This is a genomic window from Streptomyces sp. R818 (assembly GCF_056172735.1).
Genome location: NZ_JAOCNE010000006.1, coordinates 581,972 through 604,501, shown reverse-complemented (window position 1 = coordinate 604,501; position 22,530 = coordinate 581,972). Strand labels below are relative to the sequence as shown.

Sequence of the window (22,530 nt, the reverse complement as noted above, 5' to 3'; positions counted from 1 at the left end):
GCCATGACACAAGACACCGCACACGCCCTCGGCACCTCCCGCACCCTCTGGGAGCTGGTCGAGCGCCGCGCCGCGCTGACCCCCGACCGCCCGGTCCTCCTCCAGGGCGACCGGACCCTCACCTTCGGCGAGCTGCGGGAACGGGCCGAGCGCGTGGCGGCGGGGCTGTACCGTCTCGGCGTACGCCCCGGCACGGTCGTCGCCTGGCAGCTCCCGACCCGGATCGAGACGGCCCTGCTCTCCTTCGCCCTCGCCCGCATCGGCGCGGTGCAGACGCCCGTCATCCCGTTCTACCGGGACCGAGAGGTCGGCTTCGCGCTACGGGAGTCCGAGGCCGGCTTCTTCGCGACCCCGGGCGTGTGGCGCGGCTTCGACCACACGGAGATGGCGCACCGGCTCGGGGCTCGCGGCGTCTTCGAGGCGTACGAGGACCTGCCCGAGGACGACCCCGCCGTCCTCCCCGCCCCGCCCTCCGACGGCACCACGGTCCGCTGGATCTACTGGACCTCGGGCACCACCTCGGACCCCAAGGGCGTCCTGCACACCGACCGCTCCCTCATCGCGGGCGGCTCGTGCCTCGCGCACGCGCTGCGCCTGTCCGCCGCGGACGTCGGCTCGATGGCCTTCCCGTACGCGCACATCGCGGGCCCCGACTACACGGTGATGCTGCTCCTGTACGGGTTCCCGGCGGTGATGTTCGAGCACTTCGCGCTGCCGGAGGCGCTGGTCGAGTACCGGCGCCACGGCGTCACGGTCGCGGGCGGCTCGACGGCGTTCTACTCGATGTTCCTGGCCGAGCAACGCAAAACCCCGGGGGAGAAGTTGATCCCGACGCTGCGTCTCCTCGCGGGCGGCGGGGCGCCCAAGCCGCCCGAGATCTACCACGCCGTGGTGCGGGAGATGGGCGTCCAGCTGACACACGGCTACGGCATGACCGAGGTGCCGATGATCACGATGGGGGCGCCGGACGACACGGCGCACCACCTGGCGACGACGGAGGGCCGCCCGCCCGAGGGCATGGAGATCCGCATCGTCGACGAGGCCGAGGGCGGCAAGGAGGTCCCGGCCGGGATCGACGGCGCGGTGCGGCTGCGCGGGGAGGCGGTCTGCCAGGGCTATCTGGACCCGCGCCAGAACGCGGACGCCTTCGACGCGGACGGCTTCCTGATCACCGGCGACCTGGGCCATGTCCTGCCGTCCGGCCATCTGGTGCTCACCGGCCGGGCCAAGGACATCATCATCCGCAAGGGCGAGAACATCTCCGCGAAGGAGATCGAGGACCTGCTGCACCGGCACCCGGCCGTGCAGGACGCGGCGGTGATCGGCCTGCCCGACGCGGAGCGCGGGGAACGGGTCTGCGCCGTCCTCGAACTCCGGCCGGGCGCCGAACCCTTGACGCTGACCGCGCTCACGGCGTACCTGCGCGACCAGGGCCTGTCCCCGTTCAAGCTGCCCGAACAACTGGAGGTGCTCGACGCCCTCCCGCGCAACGAGACGCTCCGCAAGGTCCTCAAGTACAAGCTGCGGGAGCGCTACGCGCGCGAGGAGGGCCGGGAGGTCACTCGGGGACGGTGAAGTACCGGGCGAAGCCCTGGACCACGTCGTCCTCGGAGATCCGCCCGTCGCCGTCCGCGTCGAGCGCGGCGACGGCCGTGGCGGCGGTCTCCTCCTCGACGCCGAGGGCCTTCAGCACGCGCCGCGCCGCGTCCGCGCCGACGCCCGCGCCCTCCGGGTCGGCGATCGCGACGGTGGCCCGCAGGAACGGCCGCGCGATCTCCGCGAACCGCTCGGGGCTGTCCCGCAGCCGCTTCACGGCGCCGGTCACGAACTCGCCCCGGGTGACCCGCTGGTCCCCGTCGACGTCCGCGATCCCGGCCATGCCCTGCCAGAACGCCTCCGCCCCGGCGAACAGATCCTGGCCCTTGTCGCAGCGGGCCGTGGTGTCGAACTCGGCGAGCACCGCCTTCGCCGCTACGTAGAAGTCCTCGCGGTCGATGTAGCCGTTGCCGTCCTGGTCGAAGCCGGCGAACCGGTCCGCGATCCTCCGCTCGTCCATGCGCTTGAGCCGCCTCTCACATCGGTGGTCCTGGGTCATGGGGCCTGTCCACCAGGGAGCGTACGTCGGACCGGGGGCGCCTGGCCGGGTCAGGCCGACAATGGCTCCGCCTCGTCGTCCACCGCCGCCGTGACGTCCGGGTAGCACTCGAAGAGGCGGCGGACGCCGAGGGCGCCGAGGACGCGGTTCACGTGCGAGCCGTCGACCGCGCCCTGCGCCGGAAGTATCAGGCGCAGGCGGCCCTGGCAGGAGCGCATGAGGCGGCGGGCGGCCACCAGGACGCTGACCCCGCTGGAATCGCAGAACAGCACGTCGGAGAGGTCGAGCACGAGGCTGCGGCGGCCGTCGGCGACCGCGTCGTGGACCCGCTGGCGCAGCGCCGGGGAGGTCACGAGGTCCATCTCGCCCGAGACCCGTACGACGGCCCACTCGCCACGCCCTGTCTCGCTCACCCTGAGCGTCACGCGCCACGCCTCCTCTCGCACCACCACCGAACCGGAACTGCTGATTACGTTTGCACTGCGCGGCTGCCCGGCCCGCACCGCGCCGAAACACCCGGCGCGGCCGGTTCCCTTTATCACCCACCACCGTCTCACGACCCGCAATGCGGCAAAGGAGCGTGCGTTGTCGGCCCCGCGGACTACATTCGACTATGCAGGCAAGCAGTTCAGCGTCGGACAGTTCCACGTACAGGGCAGCATTTCAGGAGTACGGGCGGTCGGTGAGGGGGCCCCATGCCCAAGGACACTCCGTCCCGCTGGGACCGGAGGATGCAGCAGCGCCTGGCGCACGGCGAGGCCGCCGCGCTCGGTGAGCTGTACGACCGGTTCGCGTCCCTGGTGCACGGCCTCGCCCACCGCGTCCTGGAGGACGAGGACGCGGCCGACCAGATCACCCGCGAGGTCTTCGCCCGGATCTGGGAGAACCCCGAGGCGTACGAGCCCAAGCGCGGCCCGCTGCGCTCCTTCATCGCGACGCTCGCGCACCACCAGGCCGTCCAGCTGCTCCGCCAGACCGAGTCCGCCGCCCTCGTCCGCACCGGCCTCGGCACCACCGAGGACCTGGAGCGCAAGGTCCGCCAGGCCTCCGCCGCGGCCCGCGCCGACTACATCGTGACATCGATGCCCGCCCCGCTGCGCGCCGCTCTGGAGCTCGCCTACTTCCAGCGCCGCGACTACCGCCAGACCGCCGCCGACCTCGGCGTCACCGAGGACGAGGCGCGCCGCCGCCTCCGCCTCGGCCTCCAGCTCCTCTCCACGGCGCACGACAGCGGTACGCCGCCCGACCGGTACGGGAGGCCGGCATGAGCGGGCCGCACGGTCCCGGCCGCCCCGGCCCCTACGACGACGAGCCGGAGCGCGGGCAGCACGGCGGCGCCGCGGACGCGCTCCGCATACCGGTCCCGCGCGTCTCCGTCGAGGACGGCGGGCCCCTCCCCGACCTACCGGCGGTGGAACCCCTCGTGCTGGAACACCGCGTCCTGAAGTCCCTGCTCGGCGCGTGGGCGCTCGCCGCCTGCTCGCCCGAGGAGGCGGCGGCCGTCGACGTCCACCTGGACGAGTGCGGCGACTGCGCCGAAGAAGCGCTGCGGCTGCGCGACGCGGTCGGGCTCCTGCACGCCGAGGAGTCCCTCGACCTCGACCCGATGCTGCGCTCCCGCGTCCTGGAGAGCTGCCTCAGCCGGCGGCCCGCGCGCATCCCGGTCCCCGACTGGGCCACCCCGTACGACGCCGAGACCGCGCGCCTCGACGCGCTGCTCAAGGACATCGGGGACAGCGAGTGGCACGCGCCGGTGCGGTTGCGCTGGTACGAGCACGACGAGCCGGTCAGCCGCCGCACCACCGTCGCCGGGGTGATCGCCCACCTCACCAGCGTCGACGGCCTGGTCTCCCGCGCCCTCGGGCTCGACGACCCGTCGTCGGGCGCCGCCGGGTCCCTCGACGGGCTCGGACCGGCCGCGCGCACCGAGGCCCACTGGAAGGCGGCCTCCGCCCCGCCCACCCGTACGGTCCGCGGGCCCTGGCGGGACCAGTCCCACGCCCTGATCCGCACGGTCTCCTTCACCGGGGCCGACACGGGTGGCTCCGGCGGTCTCCCCGTCCCCTACGGCGACTTCGACCTCGCCCTGCGCGACGCCATGATCGACCGGGCCTTCGAGTGCTGGATCCACGCCGGGGACATCGCCGACGCGGTCGACTACCCGTACGAGCCGCCCGCTCCGCGCCATCTCAACCGCATGATCGACCTTGCGGCTCGGATGCTTCCCGGGTCTTTGGCCGCGCGAGGTGCCTCCGGCGGGGGTGGGCGCAATGTCCGGCTGGAGATCGAGGGTGCGGGTGGCGGGGAATGGCTGATCGCCCTCGACGGGGATGCGCCGGGGCGGGAAGTGGCCCATGTCGCCCTGGACGGCGTCGAGTTCTGCCGCCTCGCCGCGGGGCATGTATCGCCGGACGAGGCGGCGGCGGGCCAGGTGGGCGACCGCCAGGCCATCAGGGACGTCCTCTCGGCGACGGCGTCCCTGAGCCGCCTCTGACCCTTCCCGGGTACGGGCACGCTGTGCTGTCCGCACAGTTCCCCGCACCCCTGAACAACCGGCACCCCGCCGCAGGGACTTCCCGCGTCCCCGACCGCGCCTCTCATCGTGGCTGGTCGCGCAGTTCCCCGCGCCCCTGGAGGCTGCGGCTTCGCCGCGCCTCCCCCGTCGCGCGGCTCATGTGGACGACGCGGCCCCTGAGATGGCGCACGCAGTGCGCATCTCAGGGGCGCGGGGAACGGCGCGAGCAACCACGACGGCGCCGCACCCGAAAAACCGGCACCCCAGGGGCGCAGGGAACTGCGCGACCAGCCACGACGGCGCCGCGGTCGCCAACGGACCTAGGCGAACACCACCGTGCGGCGCCCGTTCAGGAGGATGCGCCGCTCCGCATGCCACTTGACGGCCCGCGCCAGCGCCTGGCACTCGACGTCCCGCCCGATCGCCACCAGCTGATCCGGCGTGACGTCATGCCCCACCCGCTCGACCTCCTGCTCGATGATCGGCCCCTCATCGAGATCCGCGGTGACATAGTGCGCCGTAGCCCCGATCAGCTTCACCCCCCGCGCATGAGCCTGGTGATAGGGCTTCGCCCCCTTGAAGCTCGGCAGGAACGAGTGGTGGATGTTGATGATCCGCCCGCTGAGCTGCTTGCACAGATCGTCCGACAGCACCTGCATGTACCGGGCGAGGACGACGAGCTCGACCCCCTCCTCCCGCACCAGATCGAGCACCTGCTGCTCGGCCTCGGGCTTGGTGTCCTTGGTGACCGGGATGTGGTGGAACGGAATGTCGTACGAGGCGACGAGCTCGCGGAACTCGGTGTGGTTGGAGACGACCGCGGCGATGTCGACGGGCAGCGCCCCGATCCGCGCCCGGAACAGGAGGTCGTTCAGGCAGTGCCCGAACTTGCTGACCATGAGGATGACCTTCATCCGGTCGGAGGCACGGTGGATCTGCCAGTCCATCCGGAAGGAGTCCCCGATCGCGGCGAAGCTGGCCCGCAGCTTGTCGACGGTGACGGGCGCGTCCGCGCTGAAGTGGACGCGCATGAAGAACAGCCCGGTGTCATGGTCACCGAACTGCTGGCTGTCCTCGATGTTGCAGCCGGTCATGAAGAGGTAGCTCGACACGGCGTGCACGATGCCCTGCTTGTCGGGGCAGGAGAGGGTGAGGACGTACTGCTCGGGGCCGGTGGCGACAGGCGCGGACGAGTTCATGCGAAAAGGTTCGCACATCACTTCCCGCTCGCTCCATTCAAGCGAGGTCCTACGCCGCCCGCGTCATGATCCGCAGCACGTCGAGGGTGTGCGGCGCCGCGTCCGGGTCGTCCCCGTCGCTCGTGGCGAGCCGTACGTGCGCGTCGCGTGCGGAGCGGACGGCGTCCGGCCAGCCGGGGTCGTCGAGGTAGGCGGAGACGGGCGCGTCGGGCCCGACCTGGTGCATGATCCGCAGCACGCGCAGCACGGCCGTGTCGACGAGGGCTGCCTCCTGCACGTCCCGGAAGATCGTGCCGACGTATTTCTCGGCGGACCAGTTGTCCAGCCAGGTGTCCTCGACGAGGCGGTACACGGCGTCGGTGACGTCCCCGTACCCGTCGACGCCCGCCAGCCAGACATCCCGCTGGAACGAGGGGTCGGAGAGCATGTGCAGCGCGGAGCGCACATTGCTGCGCCAGCGCCACCACGGCATGTCGTTGAGTGGCATGCCGTCCATTTTCGACGAGCGACGGCCACGACGGGAAGACTTCTCCGAGCTTTGCACGGTCATCGATCGTACGTCCCATGCGCGCGGGCCCCGATCTGCCCCCGTATTTCACCTGCGCGTCACCATGTGTTGCCCCCGGGTCACTCGGTGGTTGAAGATGCGGGGGAATCGTGCGGGGGCATGACCGGTCGGCGCCACACCCCGCGCAAGCACCACGCCACGCTCAAGAACCTCCTCCGCCTCACCGCCCTCGCCGCGGGCGCGGCCCTGGTCGCCGGCTGCGGCCTTGTCCCCGGGACCGACGCGTCCGCCGAGGACGACACGATCACCGTGATGACCTGGGCCCCGGAGCGGACCCCCGCGACGAACAAGCCCGGCATGCCCGCCATGGCGCAGGCGTACGCGCGCTGGGTCAACGCCCACGGCGGCATCGGCGGCCGCAAGCTAAAGGTCCTGACCTGCAACGACGAGAACGACAGCGTGGCCGCCGCGAAGTGCGCCCGTTCGGCCGTCGAGCAGCACGTCGTCGCCGTCGTCGGCTCCTACAGCGAGCACGGCCGCGCGTTCCTCTCCCCCCTGGAGTCCGCGGGCATCCCGTACATCGGCGGCTACGGGGTCAGCGACGCGGAGTTCACCAGCCCGCTGTCCTACCCGGTCAACGGCGGCCAGGCGGCCCTGCTCGCGGGCAACGGCGAACAGCTCGCGCCGACTGCGACCGCACCGTCCTCGTCCGCCCCGACACCATCACGGGCGACGGCCTCGCCGCCCTGCTCAGCACCGGCCTCGCCCTCGGCGACCGGCCCGCCGCGCACGACCTGCGCGCCCCGGAGGACGCCACCGACTACGGCGACAAGGCGCGCGAGGCGCTGACCACCACGAGCGGCGACCCCACCGGCGAGGGCTGCGTCGCCGCCGTGCTCGGGGACCGTACGGACACGTTCTTCGACTCGTTCCGGCGGCTGCGCGCGGACTATCCGGCGGTGCGTACGGCGACGGTCCTCGGCAGCATCGACCAGTCCGTCATCAACCGCACGGGCGGCGCGAAGAGCCCGTACGAGGGCGCGTACGTCACCGGCTGGTACCCGGCGGCCGACGACACGCGCTGGAACACGATGCGCAAGGCCGTCAACGAGCAGGCGTTCGGCGACAACCGGATCGACCCGGCGGACGCGGGCGTGCAGACGACCTGGATCGCGTACACCGTCCTCAAGCAGGTCATCGAGGGGCTCGGGGACGGCGAGGTGTCCGCGCGCGCCGTCCGGATCGCCCTCGACAAGGGCCGGCAGGTCACGACGGGCGGCCTCACCCCGCCGCTGCGCTGGAGCTACGCCCACCTGTCGGCGGCCGCCGGCTACCCGCGCCTGGTCAACGCGCGGGTCACCTTCCAGCAGGTCCGCCAGGGCCGCCTCGTCGCGACCCGCAAGGGCCTGGTCGACGTGACGGACATCCTGGCGAAGGCGCCCTGAACGCCTGGCCCGCCCCGCTCACAGCTGTACGGCGGTCCGCTGCGTGAGGCCGTACTTCGCGGCGATCTCGTTCCACAGCTTCGCGGCCTTCGCCTTCTGCGTGGACGCCGTCGAGCTGGCGGAGTCGCCCGCGTGGCGCTCCCCGGTCACCTTGGCGTGCCCCTTGTGGCAGCCCTTCTTCCCGGCCGCCTGGTCGCCCCACGCCGCGTAGTGGGTGTCCGCCGACGCGGACGCCTGCCACGCGGCGGTGAGCGCCTGCTTCAGCTCGGCGTTGGCCGGGAGCTTGTCGACCGCGAGGCCGTTGAGCCGCGTCACCAGGTTGTTGCGCTGGGTCGCGGCGTCCCGCAGGGACTGCGACGCCGGGCCGAGCTTCTTGCAGGCGCCGATGTCGGCGACGGCCCCGACGACGGCCGAGCGGCTGTTGCCCGAGTCCGCGAGCAGCTTGTCGAGGGCGACGGCCTGCTCCTTGGCCGGGTCGGCGGCGGGCGCCGAGGACGCGGCGGAGGCCGCGGGCGAGGAGTTCGAGACGGTCTCGGTCGAGTCCGCCTTCTTGTCGTCGTCACCGCCGCCGCTGAGCATGGCGCCCGCGCCGATCCCGACGACGAGCAGGCCGACGCCGACCGCCGCGATCATCGGCAGCTTCGAACCGGTCCGGCTCTTGCGCCGCGGCGGCTCGGGCTCGTACGCCTGCTGCTGCCCGTACGGCTGCTGGGGCTGCGCGGGCTGCTGGGGCCGGCCGTACTGCTGCTGCGGCGCCTGCTGGGCGTGCGGGTCGAAACGCGGCATCTGCTGCGTCGCCCCGGCCTCGCTCTCCGGCTCCGTACGGAAGAGGGCGTCGAACTCGGCCGGCGGCTGCCGCTCACCGGGCTCACCCGGCCGTAGGTCGTAGCCGGCGCCCTGCGGCTGCTGGTGCTGCTGGTGCTGCTGGTGTTGCTGGGCCTGATGCATCGGCTGCGACGGTGAGGAGGGCTGCGCGGGCACCGGCGGGATGTACTGCGTCGCCTCGCTGTCCGGGCCGCCCGGCACCGCGTCGGGCAGCGCCCCCGGCATCGGCCGGCTGACCGCGCGGCCGAGGAACTGGGTGGCGTCGGGCGCGGGCGCCTCGGGCGGCAGCGGCGCGGCGGCGGGCTGCTGAGCCTGCTGCTGGTACTGATGCGGCTGGTGCGGCTGGTGCTGCGGCGGGTATTGCTGATGCTGCTGGTGCGGCGGCTGCTGGTGCTGTGCCTGCGGCTGCTGGGGTATGGACGGCATCGCCGATGACGCGGGTATCGGCGCTATGTACTGCGTCGCGTCGCTGTCCGAGACGCCGCCGGGGCCGCCGGGAGCACCGCCGTACGGAGCGCCGTACGCCCCGCCCTGCGACGCGTCGTACCCACCGGGCACGGCGGGCGGCAGCGGCTGCGCCTGGGGCTGCTGCTGCGATTGCGGCGCGGCCGGCCGGCCCCACTCGTACGTCGGCATCGGCCCGGCCGCCTGCGCCTGCTGCGACTCGGGCCCCCACGGCTGGCCCCACGGGGACGCGCCCGTGGGCCCCGCCTGATCACCGAACGTGCCCGGCAACAGGGGCGCACCGCCGTCGGCGGGCAGCACGACGCCTTCATGCGCCTGCCGTGCCGCGGGAAGATGCGGATCTTCACCCTGTCCGCGCTGCTGCGTCACCGGGACTCCTACGTAGGGGGGTCGGAATCGTCGGCTCACGCTACCGGGTCCCCGGACGCCCGTGCTACGCACCTCAAATCCGGGGAGCCTCCCCCGCGCCAGGAGTAACGAAACAGGCCTGGTGAGCGCTGTTTACCCAGGCGCCCCGAGATCCTCGCCACGTCCCCGGGAATTTCAGGCGGCCTGCAGCTCCATCCGCGCCCCGAACTCCCGTACCACGGCCTCCTCGCCGAACGGTTCCAGCCGTTCCTTGAAGTCCTCCAGGTACTCCGCGCCCCGGTTGGACCGCAGCGTGCCGAGCAGCTCCACGGCCCGCACCCCCGTGGCACAGCCCTGCTCCACCTCGCGCTGCTGCACCTGGGCCGTGGCGAGCAGGATCAGGCCGATCGCGCGCCGCCTGGCCCGCGACTCCGGATGCCCGTCGAGCGACTCCTGCGCGCACCGCGCCGCGTCCGCGGGCTGCCCCAAGTCGCGGTGGCAGTGCGCCAGTTCGTCGGCCAGATACGCGTGGTCGAAATGGCTGATCCACGCCGGGTCGTCCCCGGAGTCCGCCCGGCCGTCGGCCCGCTCCATCGCGGCGACCGCCGCTCCGGCCGCGGACTGCGCCGACCGGGCGTCCCCGAGAAGGGCGTGCCCGCGCGCTTCGGCGGCATGGAACATCGCCTCCGCACGCGGTGTCACGCGCCCGCGCGCCCCCTCCTGCGCCGCGCGGGCGAGCTGTGCGATCTCGCGCGGGTTGCCGAGCTGCGCCGCCAAGTGGCTCATGGACGCGGCCAGTACGTACCCGCCGTAGCCCCGGTCGCCCGCGGCCTGGGCGAGGCGCAGCGCCTGGATGTAGTAGCGCTGCGCGAGGCCCGGCTGCCCGGTGTCGACCGCCATGTACCCGGCCAGCTCCGTCAACCGCGCGACGGCGCCGAACAGTTCGCGCCCGACCGACTCCCGGTAGGCCCCGGCGAGCAGCCCGCTCACGACACTGTTCAGGTAGTGCACGAGCACCGGGCGGACGTGCCCGCTGCCGTACTGGTGGTCGAGTTCGGTGAGCGCGCGCGTCATCGCCCGTACCGCCGCCACGTCGGAGGGGCCGACCCGCGCCCCGGCGGCCCGCGCGACCTGCGAGTCCGGCACGGAGATCAGCCAGTCGCGGCTCGGCTCCACGAGCGCGGACGACGCGACCGAGGCGCCGGACAGGAAGTCCCTGCGTCCCACGTCACTGCGCCACAGCTCACACACCTGCTCGACGGCGCCGACGACGGTCGGCGAGAACTGCAGGCCGACGCCGGAGGCGAGGTTCTTGCCGTTGGCCATGCCGATCTCGTCGATCGTCACGGTCCGGCCCAGCTTGCGGCCGAGGGCCTCGGCGATGATGCCCGGCGCCCTGCCGCGCGGCTGCTGCCCGCGCAGCCACCGGGCCACCGACGTCTTGTCGTACCGCAGATCGAGACCGTGCTCCGCTCCGCACATGTTGACCCGGCGGGCCAGGCCCGCGTTGGAGCAACCCGCTTCCTGGATGAGTGCTTGCAGCCGTTCGTTGGGCTGTCGCGCGACGAGTGGCCGTGCGGCCATGGCGTACCCCCTGCTGTGCCCGTCTCCCGGAATCCGGCTGCTCCGGCAGCCGGTCGTTGGATCACTGCCCGGCGGAGAATCGGAAGATGCACCACAAACGGGTACCAAACCGTGCACCGGTTGGAACTCGGGTACGGCGCCGCTCATGGCGGACTCCTCACGGTCTCTGCCTCGTTCTCCGTCTGCTCTCCGTCTGCTCTCCACCTGTTCTCCCACCGCACTACCCACCGCCCGCGGCCGCCTCGCGTGCGCGCCCCCACCCATGCATCCATGCGCCCCACATGCGGGAACGATGCTCCCGTGCCGCCCTCGCGCACGCCCGTAACCCGGATGGGCGGCGGGAGTTGAGAACGTCGTGGAAGAGACCATCGCAGGTACAGCAGGTACAGCAGGCACATCAGATGTCACCGCACCCGCCGCCGCTGCCGGGCAGATCCCGCAACAGCGCGGGGATTCCCTGCTCGACACGGCCGTGCGCTACGCGGAGGAGCGGCACTGGGACGTGTTTCCGGGCACCTGGCTGGAGTTCGACGACGGCGTGCAGCGCTGCTCGTGCGGCGACGCCCGCTGCCCGGCGCCCGGCTCCCACCCCGCGCGCCCCGACTGGGCGGCGCAGGCCACCGGCAGCGCCACGGCCGCCCGCCGCCTGTGGGCCAAGACCCCGAGGGCGTCGATCCTGCTCCCCACCGGCCGCACGTTCGACGCGATCGACGTCCCGGAGACCGCCGGGTTCCTCGCGCTCGCCCGCATGAAGCGGATGGAGCTGACGCTCGGCCCGGTCACCTGCACCCCCGACCGCCGTATGCAGTTCTTCGTCCTGCCCGGCGCCGGCCTCAAGGTCCCCGACCTCGTCCGCAAGCTCGGCTGGCCGCCCGCCTCCCTTGACCTGACGACCCTCGGCGAGGGCGGCTACGTGGCGGCGCCCCCGACCCGCTTCGGCAGCAAGGGCGCCGCCCAGTGGGCCTGCCGCCCCACCGCCGCCAACCGCTGGCTGCCCGACGCGGAGGAGCTGATCTCCCCGCTGGCCTACGCGTGCGGGCGCGAGGGACGACGCGGCTGAGGATCGCGGGTGCTCGGCACCCGGTCACGGGGGCGGTCCGCGTAGGGTGCGCAGACGTACGCCGACGAAGGGAGCGCCCCCAGGTGACCTCCGCCGAGGAGACCGCAGCCGTACGCGTCCACGACCTCTGGAAGTCCTTCGGACAGCAGACCGCCGTCGCCGGGATCGAACTCACGCTCCCGGCGGGCCGGTTCATCGGGCTCGTCGGACCGAACGGGGCAGGCAAGACCACCACGCTCTCCATGGTCACCGGGCTGCTGCGCCCCGACCGCGGCACCGTGCACGTCGCCGGGCACGACGTGTGGGCCGACCCCGCCGAGGTCAAGGCCAGGATCGGTGTTCTGCCCGAGGGCCTGCGCCTCTTCGAACGCCTCTCGGGGCGCGAACTCCTCGCCTACACGGGCCGCTTGCGCGGACTGCCCGGCGCGGAGGTCGACAAACGCGCGGCCCAGCTCCTGGACGTGCTCGACCTCGCGCAGGCCCAGCACAAACTCGTCGTCGACTACTCGACCGGCATGCGCAAGAAGATCGGGCTCGCCGCGGCCCTGCTCCACAACCCCGAGGTCCTCTTCCTGGACGAACCGTTCGAGGGCGTCGACCCGGTCTCCGCGCAGACCATCCGCGGCGTCCTGGAACGCTTCACCCGGGGCGGCGCGACCGTCGTCTTCTCCTCCCACGTCATGGAGCTGGTCGAGTCGCTGTGCGACTGGGTCGCCGTGATGGCCGCGGGCCGCATCCGCGCACAGGGCCCGCTGGCCGAGGTGCAGGGCGAGGCACGCTCCCTCCAGGAGGCCTTCCTCACCCTGGTCGGAGCGAGCGGCCGCGACGACGGCACCTCCCTGGACTGGCTGGGCGGCAAGCGATGACGAGCCCCGCCCTCGTACGGGAACCGGCTCGTCGCCCCTCGCTGACCCGCGTCCTCGTCCAGCTCAAACTCGCGCTGCTCCGCAACGGCCTGCGCCAGTCCGCCGGGCGCCGCGCGGCCTGGATCGCCTCGGCCGTCGCCGTCCTGCTCGTCGCGGCGCTCCAGCTCCTCGGCCTGATCCTCCTCCACGGCAGCGCGCACGCGGCCACCGTCGCCACGCTGCTCACGGCCGTGCTCGCGCTCGGCTGGGCGGTGTTCCCCCTCTTCTTCCCGAGCGGCGACGAGACCCTCGACCCGACGCGCCTGGTGATGCTCCCCCTCCACCCGGACCAGCTCGTACGGGGCCTGCTCGTGGCGTCCCTGGTCGGCATCGGCCCGCTGTTCACACTCACCCTGGCGGCGGGAGCGGCGTACGCGGCAGCGGGCGACCCGGCCTCCACGGTCGTAGCGGTGCTCGCGGCTCCCCTCACGGTCCTCACCTGCGTCGCGCTGGCCCGCGCCGTGGCCGCCGCGAACATCCGCCTCCTGACCAGCCGCAGGGGCCGCGACCTGGCGGTCCTCAGCGGACTCGTCGTGGCGATCGGCGCACAGCTCGTGAACTTCGGCGCGCAGAGGCTGAGTTCGGCAGGCGGAGTGGGTGCCCTTGACCCGGTCGCGCGGGTGCTGCACTGGATCCCCCCGGCGTCGGCGATGGGCGCGGTGGAGGCGGCGGAGCGGGGCGCGTACGCGGTGGCGGCGGCGCGCCTGCTCCTGACGGCGGCCGGATTCCTGGCCCTCCTGGTCGTCTGGCGGCGGGCCCTGACCCGCCTGATGACGGCCCCCGACGGCTCGACACTCCAGGCCGCGGAGCCCACCCGCCGCGACCGCCGCACATCCGCCCCGCGCCGCCGCCTGCTCCCCGAGGGCCGCACGGGCGCGGTCATGGAACGCGGCCTGCGCTACATCTGGCGCGACCCGAAGACGAAGGCGGCCTGGGTGACGTCCCTGGCCATCGGTCTGATCGTGCCGGTCTTCAACGCGCTCCAGGGCACCGGCTCCGTCTACTTCGCCTGCTTCGCCGCCGGAATGCTCGGCATCCAGATGTACAACCAGTTCGGGCAGGACACGTCGGCGTTCTGGACGGTCGCGATGACGATCTCCACCCCGCGCGACGCCTACGAGGAACTCCGCGCCAGAACCCTGGCCCTCCTCCTGATCACGCTCCCCTACGCGACCCTGGTCACCGTCCTCACGACGGCGATGCTCGGCGCTTGGGCCGACCTCCCCGAGGTCCTGGGCCTCTCCTTCGCGCTGCTCGGCGCGATGCTCGCGACGGGCGCCTGGTCCTCGGCCCGCTTCCCGTACTCCATCCCGCAGGAGGGCTACAAGAACGTGGCCCCCGGTCAGGCGGGCCTGGCCTGGATAGGGATCTTCGGCGGCATGGTGGCGGCGGCCCTCCTCTGCGCCCCCGTCCTGGCCCTCACGATCACGCTCCACGCCACGGGCGCCGACCCCTGGACCTGGACCCTGCTCCCCGTCGGAGCGGCCTACGGCGCGGCGGCCACCTACCTGGGCCTGCGCCTGGCGGCCCCCCGCACGGCGGCCCGCCTCCCGGAGATCCTGACGGCGGTGAGCAAGGGCTAGGTCCTGCGGCAGACGCAGACGACCCGCGAGCCATGGTTCCTCCCGTACGAGACGGTCGGAAGCCGGCCGGACGTACCGGCGGCTCGCGGGTCGGGTGACTGCTTGGGAATAGGGCCGGCTGCACGCACAACACACGCGCTGGTCCGGCGCCGAATTCGAGATGCGACGTCGGGCCGCTAGCCCGCAGTCACCTCACGCGTCCGGTATTCATACATCTGCCGAACCACCTCCCTTCTCGTGTACCACCCACCTTAAGAAGACCCTCTCCACGCTTCAACCGGTTTTTCGAGACCTTGGAGTTCGGCTGCTAGCTTCCCGCCCATGACCGAGCAGCAGGAGCGGACCAGGGCCGGGTACGACGGGGTCGTCGAGGTGTACGCGTCGTTGTTCGGGGGGCGGCTGGAGGATCAGCCGTTCTCGCGCGGGATGGTGTCCACGTTCGCCGAGCTGGTGCGGAAGGCCGGGGTGGGGCCGGTCGCCGATGTGGGGTGCGGGCCGGGGCATGTGACCGGGCTGCTGCGGGAGATGGGGGTCGAGGCCGTCGGGTTCGATCTTTCGGCGGGGATGGTGGAGTACGCGCGGCGGGCCGAGCCCGGGGTGCGGTTCGAGGTGGGGCGGATGGAGGACCTGCCGGTGGCGGACGGGGCGTTCGGCGGGGTCCTCGCGCATTACTCCGTGATCCATACGCCGCCCGCGGAGGTGCCCGCGCTGCTCGGGGAGCTGGTGCGGGTGCTGGCCCCCGGCGGGTTGCTGTTGGTGTCGTTCTTCGCCGTGGAGGGGAGCGGGGAAGCCGTGCCCTTCGCGCACAAGGTGGCTCCCGCTTTCAGCTGGCCCGTCGAGCGGTTCGCCGAGTTGCTGGTGGGGGCCGGGGTCGAGCCGTTCGCCCGGCTTGTGCATGATCCGGCGTCCGAGCGCGGGTTTCTCGACGCCCACTTGCTGGCCCGCCGGAACTGAAGCGCGCGGGACCGGGCATGCTGGTGGAGTGTGCTCACGGGATTTCGCGAAGTTGACCGAACTCCGTGTGGGATGCGTCACGTTCGAGTTGAATGATCTGGAGCAGTACACACAGCCTGCAGGGGGTGCCAGGTGAGTGCTTCCCGGCGTAGTGGGACCACCGACGCGCTCGGGCCCGACGAGCCCGAGCGGGACGGGGCCGATCTGCTGGCCGCGTTGCTGGACGGGATGGACGCCGCGCTCTGCGCCTTCGACGCCGACGGGGTCGTGACCCATTGGAACCGGGAGGCCGAGCGCATTCTGGGCTGGTCGGCGGCGGAGGCCGTGGGCCGGACCGGCTTCTCGGGGTGGGCCGTGCGGCCCGCCGACGCCGACGAGGTGCAGGAGCGGCTGCTGGCCGCCATGCACGCGCCGGGGCGGCAGGTGAACGAGTTCGCGCTGGTCACCAAGGACGGCGGGCGCGTCCTCGTACGGACGCAGTCCGCTGTCGTGCGGGGCGCCGACGGGAAGCCCGCCGGGGTGTACTGCGCCTTCAGCGAGGTGCACGCGCAGATCGATCTGGAGCGGTCCATCGCGCTCAGCGAGGCGCTGTTCGAGGACGCGGTGTGGGGTGTGGTCCTGGTCGACGCCGATCTGCGGCCCGCCGTGGTGAACGCGCACGCCGCGAAGGCGCTCGGTTCCGGCCGTACGGCGCTGCTCGGACGGCCCCTCGGTGATCTGATCGCCCAGGGTGTGGAGGAGCTGGAGAGCGCGCTCACCCACGTCCTGTCGGAAGGGGTGCCGCCGCCTCCGACGGAGGTGTGGGTAACCCTGCGGCTGCCCGGTGAGGAGGGGGCGCGGCAGGAGCGCAGGTGCTGGCGGAGCGGGTTCGTGCGGCTCGCGTCGCCGCTGGCCGAGGAGCCGGTGCCGCTCGGGGTCGGGTGGCTGTTCCAGGACGTGACCGAGGCCAAGCTCATCGAGCAGGAGGCCGCGCAACTGCGTTTCCGGGCGCACCAGTTGCACCGGGCGGCGCGGGCCGCGGCCGAGTGCGAGGATCCGGGCGAGGCGGCCACCGTGCAGCTGGACTTCGCGCTGGCCGGGTTCGCGGACCACGCGGTGATAGATCTGGTGGTGGGCGAGGAGCCGTTGCGGCTCGTGCGGGCGGCGGTGACGCCGTCGGGCGCGCCCGGGGCGACGCTCCTTGCGACGCGGAGCACAGTGCCGGTGCGGTACGGGGAGGGGCACCCGGCGTTGCAGTGCGTGGACCGGGCCGGTTCGGTGCGGGCCGCGGCGCCCGACCCCGACGGGGCGGGCGCGGCGCGCTGGGCCGCGGCGCGGCAATGGCCGGAGGATTCGGTGTACGCGCTCTGCTCGGCGCTGCGCAGCCGGGGCCGGACGCTGGGCGTGGTGACGTTCCTGCGGGGCACGAGCCGGGCGGGTTTCGAGCGGGGGGACGCGATGTACGCGGAGAGCGTGGCGGTGCGGATCGCCGCCGCGGTGGACCTGGCGCTGCTGGCGGCGGAGGGCCCGGGGGCCTCCTGAAGGCGCCCGCCGGCGGGGCTCAGTGCTGGTAGAAGATGCGGTCCCGGTACTCCGCGAAGACCTTGGCGTTCCAGGCGTGGCCGCCGTCCACGTTGCCCGAGCGGAGCAGGGGCGGCTGGATGCCGCGTTCGGCGAGGGTGGTGGCGCAGGTGGCGAGGGTGGCCTGCATGAGGGCGCTGGTGGTGACGGTGGAGGCGGAGGCGAAGGGCGCGTCGACGCCCTCGTGGCCGAGTTCCGCGTCGCCGACGTCGATCTTGGAGTCCAGGACGATGTCGCAGTGGTCGCGCAGGTAGGTGCCGGAGGCGTGGCGTGATGTCGGGGCGTCGGGCCCGCTCGCGTAGGCGAGGGAGGTGACGCCGATGACCTTGAGGCCGAGGGCGCGGGCGTTCATGGCCATCTCGACGGGGAGGGCGTTGCGCCCGGAGAGGGAAATGATGACGAGCGCGTCGCCCGCGGTGGCGGGGCTGGAGTCGAGGACGGCGGCGGCGAGGCCGTCGACCCGCTCCAGGGCGGAGCCGAGCGTGGCGGGCATGACGTCGACGCCGACGGCGCCGGGGACGGCGAGCAGGTTCATCAGGGCGAGGCTGCCCGCGCGGTAGACGACGTCCTGGGCGGCGAGCGAGGAGTGTCCGGCGCCGAAGGCGAAGAGGCGGCCCCCGGCGACGACGGTGTCGGCGAGGAGGGTGCCGGCGGCGGCGATGTTCTCCGTCTCCTCGTCGCGGACCCGCTGGAGCAGGCCGATCGCGGCGTCGAGGTACTGCGTGGCCGGCTTGCTCTCGCGCATCGGCGTAACCCCTTGAGTCGTGGTGTCGCGGATCACGGTGCGGTCTGGACCAGTGTCGTGTCAATACGTCCCAGGGCCCGCGGGGCCGCCGTTTCCCTGGTGCGGGACGGTTGTCAGCGGTATGCGTCAGAATTGAGGGGAGGGCGGGGCCCTGCTGACGATTCCCCCTGCGAGGGCGGAGATCCGTGGGCACGGCCCGAGCGCAGGAGCGCCGTGGCGACCAGCGGGGCCGCACGCGGAGCAGGAAGCTACACGAGGGGCACGTATGTCCGGACTGATCGACACCACGGAGATGTACCTCCGCACCATCCTCGAGCTCGAAGAGGAAGGTGTGGTCCCCATGCGCGCCCGGATCGCCGAGCGGCTCGACCAGAGCGGCCCGACGGTGAGCCAGACCGTGGCCCGCATGGAGCGGGACGGCCTGGTGGCCGTCGCCGCCGACCGGCACCTGGAGCTGACCGACGAGGGGCGCCGCCTGGCCACGCGCGTGATGCGCAAGCACCGGCTCGCCGAGTGTCTCCTGGTCGATGTGATCGGCCTGGAGTGGGAGCAGGTGCACGCGGAGGCCTGCCGGTGGGAGCACGTGATGAGCGAGGCCGTGGAGCGGCGCGTCCTCGAACTCCTCCGTCACCCGACGGAGTCGCCGTACGGGAACCCGATCCCGGGCCTGGAGGAGCTGGGCGAGAAGGACGGGGCGGACCCGTTCCTGGACGAGGGCATGGTCTCGCTGGCGGATCTGGACGCGGGCGGGGACGGCAAGACGGTCGTCGTACGCCGGATCGGTGAGCCGATCCAGACGGACGCGCAGCTGATGTACACGCTGCGGCGGGCGGGTGTGCAGCCGGGTTCGGTGGTCAGCGTGACGCAGTCGCCGGGCGGGGTCCTGGTGGGGAGCAGCGGCGAGGCGGCGGAGCTGGCCTCGGACATCGCCTCGCACGTCTTCGTCGCCAAGCGCTGAGGCCGGAGCGCCGGGTTCCGGGCTCTCCGGGCCGTGCGTCAACGGGCGCGCGGGAGCGGGTGGTTGAAGCGTCGCCGCACGTGCGGCGCCCGCCGCGGCGCTCGCGCGCAGAAAACAAGATTCACTGTGCGGAATCGCAGCGGCGGGACGGCGGGCGTGCAAGGCTGTCGCGTGAGGCATATGACCGGAGGGGGCCTGGTATGGACCTGCCGTTCGGCGCGCGACGGGTTCGGGCAGTGCGGGGTGCACGAGAAAGCGAGGGCCCCGGCGCCTTGCGGCGCCGGGGCCTGTCCTCCCCTGTGCTGACCCGGAGCCCCGAGCTCCCAGGGTCATCCCCTTCGGACCCTCATCCCCGAGCGGTCCGCCTCCCGAGGGAAAGATCCCCTCGGCGACGCAGGTCATTCCTTGAGCGACGTCACTCAAACGAGGGGTGTTGCCCCGCCGCTTCATGGACAGCACCGCGCTTTCGAAACAATGTTCGATAGCGTGCACGGGTACGCGACCGCAGGCGCGACCACAAGGGGGTGCCAGGGCCTATGGCGCAGCGCATCGACGTGACCGGGGCGGGCGGGGCCCGTCTGGCCGCTTGGGAGTTCGCCGACCCGCCCAAGCCGGGCAACGGCGTGCGCACACCGGGGGTCCTGCTGCTGCACGGCTTAATGGGGCGGGCGTCCCATTGGGCGGGTACCGCGCGCTGGCTCGCCGAGCGGCACCGGGCGGTCGCCCTCGACCAGCGCGGCCACGGGCAGAGCGACAAGCCGCCGCAGGGCCCGTACGACCGGGAGGCGTACGTCCTCGACGCGGAGGCGGCGCTCGTCCAGCTCGGTCTTGAGCCCGCCGTGCTCATCGGGCACTCGATGGGCGCGCTGACCGCGTGGCAGCTCGCCGCCCGCCGCCCCGACCTCGTCCGCGGCCTCGTCATCTGCGACATGCGGGCCTCCGCGCTCGGCGCCGCCTCCCAGCGCGAGTGGGAGGACTGGTTCAAGGCGTGGCCGCTGCCGTTCTCCACGCTCGCCGACGTACGAAAGTGGTTCGGCGAGGACGATCCGTGGGTGGAGCGGCCGAACCCGGCGCGCGGGGAGTTCTACGCCGAGGTGATGACGGAGACCCCCGACGGCTGGCGGCCGGTGTTCTCCCGCCGCCAGATGCTGGAGGCCCGCTCGACGTGGGTGTACGACGCGCACTGGGAGGAGCTGGCCGCCGTGCAGTGCCCGGCGCTCGTCGTGCGCGGGCTCGACGGGGAGCTGGGGCGGGCCGAGGCGCAGGAGATGGTCCGGGTGCTGCCGCGCGGACAGTACGCGGAGGTGGCCGACGCGGGCCATCTCGTCCACTACGACCAGCCCGAGGCGTGGCGCACGGCGATCGAGCCGTTCCTGGACGGGGTCCTCGCGGAGTTGTGAGTCCGGGCCCGGCCCGGACCCCGCTCGCTCACGGGCTCAGGCGTTCGACACGCCAGGCGCCGTCCCCGGTGGCGACGTACCGCAGGCGGTCGTGGAGCCGGTTCTCGCGGCCCTGCCAGAACTCGACCTCCGTCGGGGTGACACGGAAGCCGCCCCAGTGCGGCGGCACCGGGATCTCCGCGCCCGGCGGGTAGCGGCGGGTCAACTCGGCGTACGAGGCGTCGAGTTCGGACCGGTCGGCGAGGACGGTCGACTGTGCGCTGGCCCAGGCGCCGAGCTGGGAGCCGTGCGGCCGGGAGTGGAAGTACGCGGCCGTCTCCTCCCGCGACGTACGGGCGGCGGTGCCGGTGACGAGGACCTGGCGGTACATCGGGTGCCAGGGGAAGACCAGCGCGATGTGCGGGTTCGCGGCCAGGTCGCGGGCCTTGCGGGAGCCGTAGTTGGTGTAGAAGACGAAGCCGTCGTCGTCGTAGGACTTCAGCAGGACCGTACGGGAGCTGGGGCGGCCCCGGTCGTCGGCGGTGGAGACCACCATCGCGTTCGGCTCGGCCGACAGGGCGCCGGGGGACGCCGCCTGCTTGAACCAGCGCGTGAACTGTTCCATGGGGTGCGGAGCGAGATCGGACTCCAGGAGGCCGCCGTCGTCCGGGCGGTACTGCCTGCGCATGGCGGCGGGGTCGGGGGCGCGGTAACCATCGGCGTCGTGGGCGTTCACAGCGTCATCCTGCCGCAGCGGACACCCCGGGGGTGAGACATGGCACTCAGTGCCGCCGACTCTCGCCAATCGTGGCACTGAGGGTTATCGTCCAGGGGCCGAGTGACGCCGCGGTTCACGGGGCATCACGGGGTTACCGACCCGGAGCGCGAGCCTCAGCGGCCGCGCATCCGACGCCTCGGAGGAGCAGAGTAGCCAGCACAGTCCGCACCGTCCTGTTCGCCGCACACGTCGCACACGTCGCACACGTCCACGTTCACGCTGTAGCAGCCCACGTATGCAGAGGAGCCGCCTCATGTCCGACCCCGGCTTTGTACCTGGCCTCGAAGGAATCGTCGCGTTCGAGACGGAGATCGCCGAACCGGACAAGGAGGGCGGCGCCCTGCGGTACCGGGGCGTCGACATCGAGGATCTCGTCGGCCATGTGTCGTTCGGGAACGTCTGGGGGCTGCTCGTCGACGGCGCCTTCGACCCCGGGCTGCCGCCGGCCGAGCCGTTCCCCATCCCCGTCCACTCCGGTGACATCCGGGTGGACGTGCAGTCCGCGCTCGCCATGCTCGCGCCCGTCTGGGGCCTCAAACCGCTGCTCGACATCGACGAGGCGCAGGCCCGCGACGACCTCGCCCGTGCCGCCGTCATGGCCCTCTCCTACGTCGCCCAGTCCGCGCGCGGGCAAGGGGTCGCTATGGTGCCGCAGAGCGAGATCGACAAGGCGGAGTCGGTCGTCGAGCGGTTCATGATCCGGTGGCGCGGGGAGCCCGACCCGAAGCATGTCGCGGCCGTCGACGCGTACTGGACCAGCGCCGCCGAGCACGGGATGAACGCGTCCACGTTCACGGCGCGGGTGATCGCCTCCACCGGGGCGGATGTCGCTGCCGCGCTGTCCGGGGCCGTGGGGGCCATGTCCGGGCCGTTGCACGGCGGGGCGCCGTCGCGGGTGCTCGGGATGATCGAGGAGATCGAGCGGACCGGGGACGCGGAGGGGTTCGTCCGCAAGGCGCTGGACAAGGGTGAGCGGCTCATGGGGTTCGGGCACCGGGTGTACCGGGCCGAGGATCCTCGTGCGCGGGTGCTCCGCAGGACCGCCCGTGAACTGGGTGCGCCGCGCTTCGAGGTCGCCGAGGCGCTGGAGAAGGCGGCGCTCGCTGAGCTGCACGCTCGGCGGCCCGATCGTGTGCTCGCCACCAACGTGGAGTTCTGGGCGGCGATCGTTCTTGACTTCGCTGAGGTGCCGGCGCACATGTTCACGTCGATGTTCACGTGTGCGCGGACTGCCGGGTGGAGTGCGCACATTCTTGAGCAGAAGCGGACGGGGCGGCTTGTTCGTCCCTCGGCGCGGTATGTGGGGCCGGGGGTTCGGTCGCCTCGGGACATTTCCGGGTACGCGGGTATCTCGGAGTAGCGCGGGGGTGCGCGGGGTGCGCGGGGCGCGGGCGGGTGGGGTCTGTCCCCTCGGTTGTCGGCTGCGGGACCGTCGTGGCTGGTCGCGCAGTTCCCCGCGCCCCTGAGCGTCTGCCCCCGTCGCGCCGCCTTCGAGTGCCGGTCGCGTCGTGGTTGCTCGCGCAGTTCCCCGCGCCCCTGGAGCATGCGGCTGCGCCGCAGCCCCATGGGCCCCTGAGATGGCGCACGCAGTGCGCATTCCAGGGGCGCGGGGAACTGCGCGAGC

General features: G+C 72.8%; 19 protein-coding genes and 1 pseudogene. 12 read left to right on the top strand and 8 right to left on the bottom strand.

Translation table 11 applies throughout. From position 1 onward, the window contains the following. Positions 1-3 precede the first annotated feature (3 nt). Positions 4-1,575 (top strand): class I adenylate-forming enzyme family protein, encoded by a 1,572-nt coding sequence (locus tag N5I75_RS19140; protein ID WP_476679088.1) that lies wholly within the window; start codon positions 4-6, stop codon positions 1,573-1,575. On the opposite strand, the gene N5I75_RS19135 is transcribed toward N5I75_RS19140, so the two are convergent. Both N5I75_RS19135 and N5I75_RS19130 read right to left on the bottom strand, forming a co-directional pair. Beyond that, positions 1,559-2,095: an EF-hand domain-containing protein gene (locus N5I75_RS19135; RefSeq protein WP_476679086.1), complete on the bottom strand. Its 537-nt coding sequence runs from the start codon at positions 2,093-2,095 to the stop codon at positions 1,559-1,561. The two genes, N5I75_RS19140 and N5I75_RS19135, sit on opposite strands and share 17 nt — an antisense overlap. A gap of 50 nt (positions 2,096-2,145) precedes the next feature. Further along, a complete protein-coding gene (locus tag N5I75_RS19130) occupies positions 2,146-2,520 on the bottom strand; it encodes an STAS domain-containing protein (RefSeq protein WP_476679084.1) in 375 nt (124 codons plus the stop codon). Between the two features lie 270 nt (positions 2,521-2,790). Here N5I75_RS19130 and N5I75_RS19125 point away from each other — a divergent pair, with 270 nt between their 5' ends. Together N5I75_RS19125 and N5I75_RS19120 are read left to right on the top strand one after the other, a co-directional pair. Next, entirely contained in the window at positions 2,791-3,363 is a 573-nt protein-coding gene (locus N5I75_RS19125; RefSeq protein WP_476679083.1) for a sigma-70 family RNA polymerase sigma factor, read from the top strand. After that, complete coding sequence (locus tag N5I75_RS19120) at positions 3,360-4,589, top strand: maleylpyruvate isomerase N-terminal domain-containing protein (RefSeq protein WP_476679081.1); 1,230 nt, start codon at positions 3,360-3,362, stop codon at positions 4,587-4,589. Before N5I75_RS19125 ends, N5I75_RS19120 begins: the two co-directional genes overlap by 4 nt. A 341-nt stretch (positions 4,590-4,930) precedes the next feature. On the opposite strand, the gene purU is transcribed toward N5I75_RS19120, so the two are convergent. Further along, positions 4,931-5,809, bottom strand: coding sequence for a formyltetrahydrofolate deformylase (purU, locus tag N5I75_RS19115; RefSeq protein ID WP_476679079.1), 879 nt, complete (start codon positions 5,807-5,809; stop codon positions 4,931-4,933). A gap of 49 nt (positions 5,810-5,858) precedes the next feature. Continuing rightward, positions 5,859-6,359 carry an SCO4402 family protein gene (locus N5I75_RS19110; RefSeq protein ID WP_476679077.1) on the bottom strand — a complete coding sequence of 167 codons (501 nt, stop codon included), beginning with the start codon at positions 6,357-6,359 and terminating at the stop codon, positions 5,859-5,861. A 117-nt stretch (positions 6,360-6,476) separates the two neighbouring features. Between N5I75_RS19110 and N5I75_RS19105 the strand changes: the two are divergent. Beyond that, a pseudogene (locus N5I75_RS19105) lies at positions 6,477-7,762 on the top strand (ABC transporter substrate-binding protein). An 18-nt stretch (positions 7,763-7,780) separates the two neighbouring features. Here N5I75_RS19105 and N5I75_RS19100 read toward each other — a convergent pair. Together N5I75_RS19100 and N5I75_RS19095 are read right to left on the bottom strand one after the other, a co-directional pair. Continuing rightward, positions 7,781-9,421, bottom strand: coding sequence for a hypothetical protein (locus N5I75_RS19100; protein ID WP_476679075.1), 1,641 nt, complete (start codon positions 9,419-9,421; stop codon positions 7,781-7,783). 174 nt (positions 9,422-9,595) lie between these two features. Further along, positions 9,596-10,984 carry a transcriptional regulator gene (locus N5I75_RS19095; protein WP_476679073.1) on the bottom strand — a complete coding sequence of 463 codons (1,389 nt, stop codon included), beginning with the start codon at positions 10,982-10,984 and terminating at the stop codon, positions 9,596-9,598. Between the two features lie 355 nt (positions 10,985-11,339). Here N5I75_RS19095 and N5I75_RS19090 point away from each other — a divergent pair, with 355 nt between their 5' ends. The 5 genes from N5I75_RS19090 (at position 11,340) to N5I75_RS19070 (ending at position 17,007) form a co-directional block, all read left to right on the top strand. Next, a complete protein-coding gene (locus N5I75_RS19090) occupies positions 11,340-12,044 on the top strand; it encodes a bifunctional DNA primase/polymerase (RefSeq protein ID WP_476679071.1) in 705 nt (234 codons plus the stop codon). Positions 12,045-12,127: 83 nt separating this feature from the next. Further along, the gene (locus N5I75_RS19085; RefSeq protein ID WP_476679069.1) at positions 12,128-12,910 is read left to right on the top strand and encodes an ABC transporter ATP-binding protein; all 783 of its coding nucleotides are present in this window, start codon (positions 12,128-12,130) and stop codon (positions 12,908-12,910) included. Further along, positions 12,907-14,532 (top strand): transporter, encoded by a 1,626-nt coding sequence (locus tag N5I75_RS19080; protein WP_476679067.1) that lies wholly within the window; start codon positions 12,907-12,909, stop codon positions 14,530-14,532. Before N5I75_RS19085 ends, N5I75_RS19080 begins: the two co-directional genes overlap by 4 nt. Before the next feature lie 321 nt (positions 14,533-14,853). Next, positions 14,854-15,486 (top strand): class I SAM-dependent methyltransferase, encoded by a 633-nt coding sequence (locus N5I75_RS19075; protein ID WP_476679065.1) that lies wholly within the window; start codon positions 14,854-14,856, stop codon positions 15,484-15,486. A 132-nt stretch (positions 15,487-15,618) separates the two neighbouring features. After that, a complete protein-coding gene (locus N5I75_RS19070) occupies positions 15,619-17,007 on the top strand; it encodes a PAS domain-containing protein (RefSeq protein ID WP_476679063.1) in 1,389 nt (462 codons plus the stop codon). A 19-nt stretch (positions 17,008-17,026) separates the two neighbouring features. Here N5I75_RS19070 and N5I75_RS19065 read toward each other — a convergent pair whose 3' ends face one another. Next, a complete protein-coding gene (locus N5I75_RS19065) occupies positions 17,027-17,791 on the bottom strand; it encodes an SIS domain-containing protein (protein ID WP_476679061.1) in 765 nt (254 codons plus the stop codon). Positions 17,792-18,056: 265 nt separating this feature from the next. On the opposite strand from N5I75_RS19065, the gene N5I75_RS19060 reads away from it, so the two are divergent. Beyond that, positions 18,057-18,749 carry an iron-dependent transcriptional repressor DtxR gene (locus N5I75_RS19060; protein ID WP_398207621.1) on the top strand — a complete coding sequence of 231 codons (693 nt, stop codon included), beginning with the start codon at positions 18,057-18,059 and terminating at the stop codon, positions 18,747-18,749. 536 nt (positions 18,750-19,285) lie between these two features. Beyond that, positions 19,286-20,149, top strand: coding sequence for an alpha/beta fold hydrolase (locus tag N5I75_RS19055; protein ID WP_476679059.1), 864 nt, complete (start codon positions 19,286-19,288; stop codon positions 20,147-20,149). 28 nt (positions 20,150-20,177) lie between these two features. On the opposite strand, the gene pdxH is transcribed toward N5I75_RS19055, so the two are convergent. Beyond that, positions 20,178-20,882 carry a pyridoxamine 5'-phosphate oxidase gene (gene pdxH, locus N5I75_RS19050; RefSeq protein ID WP_476679547.1) on the bottom strand — a complete coding sequence of 235 codons (705 nt, stop codon included), beginning with the start codon at positions 20,880-20,882 and terminating at the stop codon, positions 20,178-20,180. Positions 20,883-21,159: 277 nt separating this feature from the next. Here pdxH and N5I75_RS19045 point away from each other — a divergent pair, with 277 nt between their 5' ends. Next, on the top strand, positions 21,160-22,266 hold the full coding sequence (locus N5I75_RS19045) for a citrate synthase 2 (protein ID WP_476679057.1): 1,107 nt from the start codon (positions 21,160-21,162) through the stop codon (positions 22,264-22,266). The last annotated feature ends 264 nt before the right edge of the window (positions 22,267-22,530 follow it).

Excerpts from the sequence above, each read along its gene's own strand:
- N5I75_RS19075 (WP_476679065.1), top strand. The coding sequence starts at position 14,854 with ATGACCGAGCAGCAGGAGCGGACCAGGGCCGGGTACGACGGGGTCGTC.
- purU (WP_476679079.1), bottom strand. The coding sequence starts at position 5,809 with ATGAACTCGTCCGCGCCTGTCGCCACCGGCCCCGAGCAGTACGTCCTC.
- N5I75_RS19080 (WP_476679067.1), top strand. The coding sequence starts at position 12,907 with ATGACGAGCCCCGCCCTCGTACGGGAACCGGCTCGTCGCCCCTCGCTG.
- N5I75_RS19060 (WP_398207621.1), top strand. The coding sequence starts at position 18,057 with ATGTCCGGACTGATCGACACCACGGAGATGTACCTCCGCACCATCCTC.
- N5I75_RS19065 (WP_476679061.1), bottom strand. The coding sequence starts at position 17,791 with ATGCGCGAGAGCAAGCCGGCCACGCAGTACCTCGACGCCGCGATCGGC.
- N5I75_RS19120 (WP_476679081.1), top strand. The coding sequence starts at position 3,360 with ATGAGCGGGCCGCACGGTCCCGGCCGCCCCGGCCCCTACGACGACGAG.
- N5I75_RS19135 (WP_476679086.1), bottom strand. The coding sequence starts at position 2,095 with ATGACCCAGGACCACCGATGTGAGAGGCGGCTCAAGCGCATGGACGAG.
- N5I75_RS19125 (WP_476679083.1), top strand. The coding sequence starts at position 2,791 with ATGCCCAAGGACACTCCGTCCCGCTGGGACCGGAGGATGCAGCAGCGC.
- N5I75_RS19095 (WP_476679073.1), bottom strand. The coding sequence starts at position 10,984 with ATGGCCGCACGGCCACTCGTCGCGCGACAGCCCAACGAACGGCTGCAA.
- N5I75_RS19055 (WP_476679059.1), top strand. The coding sequence starts at position 19,286 with ATGGCGCAGCGCATCGACGTGACCGGGGCGGGCGGGGCCCGTCTGGCC.
- N5I75_RS19110 (WP_476679077.1), bottom strand. The coding sequence starts at position 6,359 with ATGACCGTGCAAAGCTCGGAGAAGTCTTCCCGTCGTGGCCGTCGCTCG.
- N5I75_RS19045 (WP_476679057.1), top strand. The coding sequence starts at position 21,160 with ATGTCCGACCCCGGCTTTGTACCTGGCCTCGAAGGAATCGTCGCGTTC.
- N5I75_RS19140 (WP_476679088.1), top strand. The coding sequence starts at position 4 with ATGACACAAGACACCGCACACGCCCTCGGCACCTCCCGCACCCTCTGG.